At 68.2% G+C, this 7,732-nt stretch carries 1 protein-coding gene; it reads left to right on the forward strand.

Annotated elements, in window-relative coordinates; all coding sequences use genetic code 11:
- Positions 1-7 precede the first annotated feature (7 nt).
- On the forward strand, positions 8-7,732 hold a 7,725-nt coding region (locus tag AC5Y4C_RS07350), incomplete at its 3' end, for an amino acid adenylation domain-containing protein (protein ID WP_500008151.1).

A 7,732-nucleotide genomic window follows, 5' to 3' on the forward strand; every position in this document is an offset into this window, starting at 1 on the left:
GCGTTTGTTGTCGATTGATCTGCTGGATGAGGGTGAGCACGCGAGCCTGGATGAGTGGGCTAATCGTGCGGTGTTGACTCGTCCGGGGCCGCCGGCGCGGTCGATTCCGGAGGTGTTCGCCGAGTGGGTGGCGCGTGCCCCGGAGGCGGTGGCGGTCAGCGGCGGGGGTGTGTCGTTGACGTATCGCGAGTTGGATGAGGCGTCGAACCGGTTGGCGCATCTATTGGCCAGTCGCGGTGCTGGGCCTGGTCGGTCTGTGGCGTTGTTGATGTCGCGGTCGGCGCGGGCGGTGGTGTCGATTTTGGCGGTGCTCAAGACCGGGGCGGCGTATGTGCCGATCGATCCGGTGGTGCCGGATGCGCGTATCGAGTTCATGTTGGGTGATGCCGCTCCGGTGGCGGTGATCAGCACCGCGGAGTTGGCGCAGCGCCTGGATGGGTTCGGAGTTGCGGTGATCGATGCGCAGGACCCGCGCATCGATGCCGAGCCGGTGTCGGGGTTGGCGTTGGCGGCGCCTGATGATGTGGCGTATCTGATCTATACGTCGGGCACGACGGGTGTGCCCAAGGGTGTGGCGGTGACGCATCACAACGTCACGCAGTTGTTGGCGTCGCTGGACGCGGGTCTGCCCAGGCCGGGTGTGTGGGCGTTGTGTCATTCGTTGGCCTTCGACGTGTCGGTGTGGGAGATCTTCGGGGCGTTGCTGCGTGGTGGGCGGCTGGTGGTGGTGTCCGAGGTGGTGGCCGCCTCGCCGGAGGATTTCCACGATGTGCTGGTGGCCGAGCAGGTCAGCGTGTTGACGCAGACGCCGTCGGCGGTCTCAGCTTTGGACCCGCAGGGTTTGGAGTCGGTGGCGTTGGTGATGGCTGGTGAGGCCTGTCCGCCGGAGGTGGTGGATGCGTGGGCGGCTGGCCGGGTGATGGTCAACGCCTACGGCCCGACCGAGACGACGATGTGTGTGTCGATCAGTGCGCCGCTGAGGCCGGGTTCGGGCGCGCCGCCGATTGGTTCGCCGGTGCCGCAGGCGGCGTTGTTCGTGCTGGACAAGTGGCTGCGGCCGGCGCCGGCGGGGGTGGCCGGCGAGTTGTATGTGGCCGGTGCGGGGGTGGCCAACGGTTATGTGGGCCGCTCCGGGTTGACGGCGTCGCGGTTTGTGGCGTGCCCGTTCGGCGGTGCGGGGGCGCGGATGTATCGCACCGGGGATCGGGTGCGGTGGGGTAGTGACGGGCAGTTGCAGTATCTGGGCCGCACCGATGAGCAGGTCAAGATCCGCGGGTATCGCATCGAGCTGGGCGAGGTGCAGTCGGCGCTGGGGGCGTTGGACGGGGTCAAGCAGGCAGTGGTGATCGCCCGGGAGGACCGCCCGGGCGATAAGCGTCTGGTGGGTTATGTCACCGAGACGGTCAGCGGGGCGGTCGATGCGGTGGCGCTGCGCGCGCAGCTGGCGGAGCGGCTGCCCACCTATATGGTGCCGGCGGCGGTGGTGGTGTTGGAGTCGCTGCCGTTGACGGCCAACAACAAGCTCGACACGCGGGCGTTGCCGGCGCCGGAGTATGTGGATGGCGGTGGGGCGTATCGGGCACCGGGCACGCCCACCGAGGAGTTGTTGGCCCGCATCTTCGCCGAGGTGTTGGGGTTGGAGCGGGTCGGGGTGGACGACTCGTTTTTCGAGTTGGGCGGCGACAGCATCTTGTCGATGCAGGTGGTGTCGCGGGCGCGGGCGGCCGGTGTGGTGTGCAAGCCGCGGGATGTGTTCGTCGAGCAGACGGTGGCCAAGCTGGCGCGGGTGGTGCGCACCGCGGATGCGGCGGGGGTGGCCGATGAGGGCACCGGCGCGGTGCTGGCGACGCCGATCATTCGCTGGTTGCAGACGGTGCAGGGTCCGGTCGATCAGTTCAATCAGACGGTGGTGCTGCAGGCCCCGGCCGGGGTCGGTGAAGCCGACGTGGTGGTGGTGTTGCAGGCGTTGGTGGATCGGCATGCCACGCTGCGGCTGCGGGTCGATGACGACGGTGCCGGCGGGTGGGCGCTGTCGGTGCCGCCGGTGGGATCGGTGGATGCGGCTGGGTGCGTGCAGACCGTGGACGTGATCTCAGATGAGGCGTTGGTGGCGACGCGACAGCGGTTGAACCCGGCAGCGGGGGTGATGCTCAGCGCGTTGTGGGTGGCTTCGGTGCGTCAGTTGGTGGTGATGGTTCATCACCTGGCGGTCGACGGGGTGTCGTGGCGAATCCTGTTGGAAGACTTGAACATTGCGTGGGCGCAGCACCACAGTGGCCAGCCGATCGCGTTGCCGGCGGTGGGTACCTCGTTTGCCCGCTGGTCGAGGCTTTTGGCCGAGTATGCCGATGACCCGAAGGTGGTGGCGCAGGCCGAGGCGTGGCGGCAGGTGGCGGCCACCGCGCCGGTGGTGGCGCCCGTGGTGGCCGACCGCGACACCTATGCCAGCGCGGGGTCGTTGGCGGTGTCGCTGGACGCTGAGACGACGCGGATGGTGCTGGGTGAGGTGCCGGCGGCGTTTCACGCCGGGGTCAACGATGTGTTGTTGATCGCGTTCGGGTTGGCGTTGGCGGAGTTCTTCGGCACCGGCAGCGCGGCGGTGGGTATCGACGTGGAGGGCCACGGCCGCGCCGAGGAATTGTTCGACGACGTGGACCTGTCGCGCACGGTGGGTTGGTTCACCACGAAGTATCCGGTGGCGCTGCGTGCGGGCGGGGTGTCGTGGAGTCATGTGGTGGGCGGGGACGCCGCGTTGGGTGCGGTGGTCAAAGACGCCAAGGAGCAGCTGCGTGGGTTGCCCGACGGGCTGACCTACGGGCTGTTGCGTTACCTCAACCGCGAGGTCGAGTTGGGTGGGGCCGATCCGACGGTCGGGTTCAACTATCTGGGCCGGATGGGCGCCGCCGGTGCGGAATTGTCCGGGGACTTGTGGTTGATCAGCCAGGACGCGTTGGCGGCGACGGGTGCGGTGGCCGCGGTGCCGATGCCGTTGGCGCACACCCTGGAGCTCAATGCGGCCACGGTGGACACCGAAGCGGGCCCCACCCTCAACGCGACTTGGACGTGGGCGCCTGCGGTGCTCAGCGAGGCGCAGGTCAGCCGGTTGAGCGAGTTGTGGTTTGAGGCGCTGCGCGGGATCTGCGCGCACGTGCGCCACGGCGGCGGCGGGTTGACCCCTTCCGATATTGCGCCGGCTCGGCTTTCTCAGCGGCAGATCGACGAGCTGGCCGAGCAGTACCGCATCGCCGACATTTTGCCGTTGACCCCGCTGCAGCAGGGGTTGCTGTTTCACGCCAGCACCGCCGCGGCCGGTGGTGAGGTGGCCGACCTGTACACGTTGCAGCTCGATTTCATGGTGGCCGGTCCGTTGGATGCCGATCGGCTGCGCCAAGCAGTGCAGGTCGTGGTGGGGCGCCATCCGAACCTGGCGGCGCGGTTCTGCGAGCGCTTCGAGCAGCCGGTGCAGATCATCCCCGCTGATCCGGTGCCGGCATGGCGCTACGTCGATGTGGCCGAGGCGCCCGATGTCGAGCAGCAGACCAGCCAGCTGGTGGCCGCCGAGCGGGTCGCGGTGTGCGATCTGGCCCATCCGCCGGCGTTTCGTGCCGCCTTGGTGCGCACCGGCGCCGATCGGCACCGGTTCGTGCTGACCGTGCACCACATCGTGATGGACGGCTGGTCGATGCCGATCCTGCTGGCGGAGATCTTCGCCAGTTACTACGAGCAACCGCTGGGTGCGCCGGTGCCGTATCGGCGGTTCGTCACCTGGCTGGCCGAGCGTGACCTGGATGCCGCGCGTGCGGCATGGGCGCAGGTGCTGGCCGGGTTCGACACCCCGACCCTGGTGACCCCCGGGGATCGGTTGGCCGTGGGTGAGCGGGGCGTACAAACGTTCGCCATCCCCGAGGACATCACCGCTGCGGTCGGAGAGTTGGCGCGCAGCCAGCACACCACCGCGAACACCGTGCTGCAGGCCGCGTGGGCGCTGCTGCTGTCGTCGCTGACCGGCCAGCACGACATCGCGTTCGGGCTCACGGTGTCGGGGCGCCCACCGGAGTTGGCCGGCGCGGACTCCATGGTGGGGTTGTTGATCAACACCGTGCCGGTGCGCGCCCTCATCGGTGTGCACACCAGCACCGTCGATCTGCTCGACCAGCTCAAGACCGCGCACCACCAGACGCTGGAACATCAGCATCTGGCGCTGCACGACATCCACCGCCTCACCGGAGTCGAGCAGCTGTTCGACACGCTGTTCGTCTACGAGAACTACCCGATCGACACCGAAGCGCTGTCGGGGGCGGCCGGGCTGACCGTCACCGACATCAGCAACCATGAATCCACCCACTACCCGCTGTCGGTGGTCGCGGTGCCCGGCCGCGAGTTGGGGCTGCGCCTCGAATACGACAAAGACGTCTTCGATGAGCCCGCCGTCGCGGCGCTGATGACACGCCTGCAGCACCTGCTGGCGGCGATGACCGCCGACCCGGGCCAGCCGCTGTCGACCATCGATATGCTCGACCCCGCCGACCAGGCCCGCCTCCACGAGCTCGGCAACCGGGCGGTACTGACCCGGCCCGCACCCCAAACCCCTTCCATCCCAACGCTTTTCGCAGCGCAGGTGACCCGCGCCCCGCACGCCACCGCCGTCACCGACCAAGGCCAATCACTCACCTACGCCCAACTCGACGAAGCCTCGAACCGGTTGGCGCACAAGCTCATCAGCTACGGCGCCCGCCCGGGCCAGGGCGTGGCGCTGCTGATGCCGCGCTCCGCGCAGGCCATCGTGTCAATTCTGGCGGTGCTCAAAACCGGGGCTGCCTATCTGCCGATCGACCCGGCAGTGCCCGAGGCGCGCATCGCGGTGATCCTCGGCGACGCCAAGCCGGTCGCGGTGGTGAGCACCGCCGCTGTAGCGGCGGGGCTCGACGGCCTCCGCGGTGACGTGGCGATCGTCGATGTCGAGGATCCAGCCATCCAGACTCAGCCGAGCACCGCGTTGCCGGCCCCGGCCGCCGATGATCTGGCCTACCTGATCTACACCTCGGGCACCACCGGCACACCCAAGGGTGTGGCGCTGACCCACCGCAACGTGACGCATCTGCTGGAGTCGGTGGACGTCGGGCTGCCGCGTGATGGGGTGTGGTCGCAGTGGCATTCCTTGGCGTTCGACGTGTCGGTGTGGGAGATCTTCAACGCGCTGCTCGGCGGTGGGCGGCTGGTGGTGGTGCCCGAAGCAGTGGCCGCCTCACCCGAGGACTTCCACGCGCTGTTGGTGAGCGAGCAGGTCACGGTGCTCAACCAAACACCGTCGGCTGCGGCGGCGCTGTCGCCGCAGGGGTTGGAGTCGGTGGCGTTGGTGGTGGCCGGGGAGGCGTGCCCGCCCGAGCTGGTGGATCGCTGGGCGCCCGGGCGGTTGATGCTCAACGCCTACGGTCCCACCGAGACGTGGTACACGTCGTTCAGCGCGCCGCTGAGCCCGGGAACCGCGGTGGTGCCGATCGGCACGCCGGCACCCGGAGCGGCCTTCTTTGTGCTCGACAGCTGGTTGCGCCCGGTACCGACCGGCACGGTCGGCGAGCTGTATGTGGCCGGCCACGGCGTGGCCAGCGGCTATGTGCGCCGTGCCGGGTTGACCGCATCGCGGTTTGTGGCGTGCCCGTTCGGTGGGTCCGGGCAGCGGATGTATCGGACCGGGGATTTGGTGCGCTGGGGTGCCGACGGGCAGTTGCAGTATCTGGGCCGCGCTGACGAGCAGGTCAAGATCCGCGGCTATCGCATCGAACTGGGCGATGTGCAAGCCGTGCTGGCAAGCCTCGACGGGGTGGAGCAGGCCGCGGTCGTCGCCCGCGAGGACCGCCCCGGCGACAAGCGCCTCGTCGGCTACATCACCGGCACCGCAGATCCCGCCGCGGTGCGCGCCCAGCTGGGCGAGCGGCTGCCGGCCTACATGGTGCCCGCGGCGATCGTGGTGCTCGAGGCGCTGCCGTTGACCGTCAACGGCAAACTCGACAAGCGGGCGTTGCCGGCACCGGAGTATCAGAGCGGCCTCTACCGTGCACCGAGCAATCTCACCGAGGAGATGCTGGCCGGCATCTACGCCCAGGTGCTCGGTGTCGAACGGGTCGGGGTTGACGACTCCTTCTTCGAGTTGGGTGGCAACTCGCTGCTGGCCATGCGGGTGGTCGCCGCGATCAACAACGCATTCGACGCCGACGTGTCGGTGCGAGCATTGTTCGAGGCGCCCACCATCGCCGAGTTGGCCCCGCGTATCACGCAATCCGCCGGTGGGCTCGCGCCGTTGACGGCGGTGCAGCGCCCGGCGGTGGTGCCGTTGTCATTCGCACAGAACCGGTTGTGGTTTCTCGATCAGTTGCAGGGCCCATCGCCGGTCTACAACATGGCGGTCGCGCTGCAGCTGCGCGGCGCGCTCGATGTCGAGGCGTTGGGTGCGGCGCTGGCCGATGTGGTGGCCCGCCACGAGACGCTGCGCACCGTGTTCGTCGCCTCCGACGGTGTGCCCCAGCAGGTGGTACTACCGGCCGAGCAGGCCGATTTCGGTTGGCGGATCATCGATGCGGTCGGTTGGCCGGCCCAGCAGCTCGAGGACGCCATCGGCCAGCAGGTCCGCTACACGTTCGACCTCGGAACCGAAACCCCTTTGCGGGCAACGCTTTTCCGTCTTGCCGACGAAGACTATGTGCTGGTGGCGGTGGTGCACCACATCGCCGCCGACGGCTGGTCGATCACCCCGCTGGTCAACGACTTGGGACAGGCATACCTGGCCCGCCACGAAGGAAGGGCACCGCAGTGGACGCCGTTGCCGGTGCAGTACATCGATTTCACGTTGTGGCAGCGGGCCCAGCTCGGCGATCTCGACGATCCCGACAGCCGCATCAACGCGCAGTTGGCCTTCTGGCAGGACGCGTTGGTCAACTTGCCGGAACGGCTGGCACTGCCTACCGACCGGCCGTATCCGGCGGTCGCCGATTACCGCGGGGCCAGCGTGGCGGTGGACTGGCCGGCCGAATTGCAGCAGCAGGTCGCCGAGGTGGCCCGCGAACACAATGCCACCACCTTCATGGTGGTGCAGGCGGCGTTGGTGGTCCTGCTGTCCAAGATCTGCGCCACTTCCGATGTAGCCGTTGGCTTTTCGATTGCCGGGCGCCGCGATCCCGCGCTGGACGATCTGGTCGGCTTCTTCGTCAACACCCTCGTGCTGCGCGTCGAGGTCGACGGTGACCCCACCGTCGCGCAGGTGCTCGAGCAGGTACGCCAGCGCAGCCTGGCCGCCTACGAGCACCAGGACGTGCCGTTCGAAGTACTCGTCGAGCGGCTCAACCCGACACGATCCCTGAGTCATCACCCACTGATCCAGGTGTTGTTGGCCTGGCAGAACTTCACCGGTCAGGGCAACGCGGCGGTGCCTGACTTGGCATTGGGCGATGTGCAGGTAAGCCAGCTGCCGGTGCAAACCCGTGCCGCGAGAATGGATTTGGGGTTCTCCCTCGGTGAGCGCTGGAGAGCTACGGGTGAGCCCGCGGGCATCGGTGGGTCGGTGGAGTTCCGCACCGACGTGTTCGACGCGGCCAGCATCGAGGTGTTGATCGAGCGACTGCGGCGGGTGTTGGCGGCGATCACCGCTGATCCGGCGCGGCGGTTGTCGACGATCGATGTGCTCGATGAGCAGGAATATGCCCGGCTGGATGAGTTAGGTAACCGGGCGGTGCTGACG

Source organism: Mycobacterium sp. NGS35 (assembly GCF_059812855.1).